Origin of the sequence: Thermogladius sp. (genome assembly GCF_049970955.1) — an archaeon.
In the GTDB taxonomy this organism is placed as follows: domain Archaea; phylum Thermoproteota; class Thermoprotei_A; order Sulfolobales; family Desulfurococcaceae; genus Thermogladius.
On sequence record NZ_JBMFLY010000122.1, the window covers coordinates 1 to 1,485 of the forward strand.

The window sequence follows — 1,485 nt, forward strand, 5'->3', positions numbered from 1 at the left end:
CACCCTCGGGGCGTCGTCGGCCATCTCTTTGCCGTGGGGACTTGGTACTTTAGAGACACTATAGCGGTCTCTGCATTAGGATTGAGGACGTACTCGAAGACCGTCGGCCCCACCTGCCCGTAGGGCCACGGGTTCGCCCCGTACATAGTGTACACAGCAGTGAATGCGTTACCGAACCGGACTAGGGCGTTGAGGTGCGCTGTTACTGAGTAGTAGCCGTCCGGGTCGCTCACTGTCAGCGCGTTACCGGCGCCGTCTACTACGAGCGCGTTGTCCGGTGTGATGTAGATGGTGTATCTGTCCCAGCGCACAACGATACTTGCAGCCTCGTGGTGTATCTCGAACTCGATGAACGACACGCCGTTGTTTCTCGCCCAGTCGTCGAGAAGCGCGAAGAAGTCGCCGACGATCGTATTGGTTATCGGCGTTGAAGCAGACACGGACGGTGGCGCGGGCGGCAGGAAGGGGCTCTGACTTGGAGCGTTGGGGCTGGCGAGCCTAGAGGGCGTGGGCATGCTCAGGTAGAACCTTCCCGCCCAAACCGCGATGACGTTGAGCATGACGCCGAGCACGTACGTTGCGTAGTTCATGTCGTTGTACGCGCCGACGTAATGTTTCACGAACAGGTTGTCGTCTATGTCCACCCACGCGGTGTTGTCCCTGAGACGCACCGAGCCGGTTGCTACAATGCTGTTGAATATTGTCGCGCGCACCTCCCTCGCCTTGAAGTCGAGTCGCAACCTCAGGTCAGCTAGCGTTGTATCGCTTGTCATCTGCCGGATTACCCTTGCCCTGTAAAAGTTTACGACCAGGTCGTTGACCACGAGACCCCACCCGTTTAAACTAATGTATAAACAAGGCTATAAGCTTGCAGCGTCAACGCCGCGCTCCTCGAAGCTCCGCTTGTCAAAAACGTAGTAGCCGGGCGTCTCCCAGTCGTAGTCCTTCAAGTCTAAGCATTTTATACGCGTGGATGGACTGAAGTGCACGCAGAGCAACGCCCTAGCACCGAGCCTCTCTGCGAACTCCATCAACTGCTTGAACCGCTCTTTCTCGAGATATACGTCCCTCGGCCTCGAGAAGTGCTTCACTTCAATTAGCAATACCTCGCTCCCCCCGTCCCTGCGGCGGATCGCTGTCAGGTCGGGCAGTTTCTGGCTAGATGTGCCGCGACCACTCGCAGGCGTCCTGACAACGTAGAAGCCCCTGTCTCTCAATATCTTCATCAACACGAACTCGTATGCCCTCCCGACCGCGTACTCGCGCTTACCTGGCATTAGAGACCACCTCCAACAGGCGCTGGGCTACTACGTCCCACCTGAACCTGGGTTTCAGGACCTTCTCGCGCCACTCGAGCACTCTCGCTCTGTATTCATCGTAATTGTCGAGCAAGTCTAGCACTTTAGAGACTGCGTCCTCGACGTCAACCGTGTACCCCTTGCCGACGTGGAATATGTTGCCCGGAGATAGAGAGAAAATCCTTGA

The 1,485-nt window shown here is 56.9% G+C and carries 2 protein-coding genes and 1 pseudogene; all 3 read right to left on the minus strand.

The window, feature by feature from the left end; translation table 11 throughout:
* The coding region (locus ACP5VX_RS07250) for a hypothetical protein (RefSeq protein WP_428725208.1) at positions 1–824 on the minus strand (824 nt) is incomplete at its 3' end.
* A 36-nt stretch (positions 825–860) separates the two neighbouring features.
* Entirely contained in the window at positions 861–1,277 is a 417-nt protein-coding gene (locus ACP5VX_RS07255; protein ID WP_428725209.1) for a hypothetical protein, read from the minus strand.
* A pseudogene (locus ACP5VX_RS07260) lies at positions 1,267–1,485 on the minus strand (hypothetical protein); the annotation flags it as partial. The pseudogene ACP5VX_RS07260 and the gene ACP5VX_RS07255, both read right to left, overlap by 11 nt.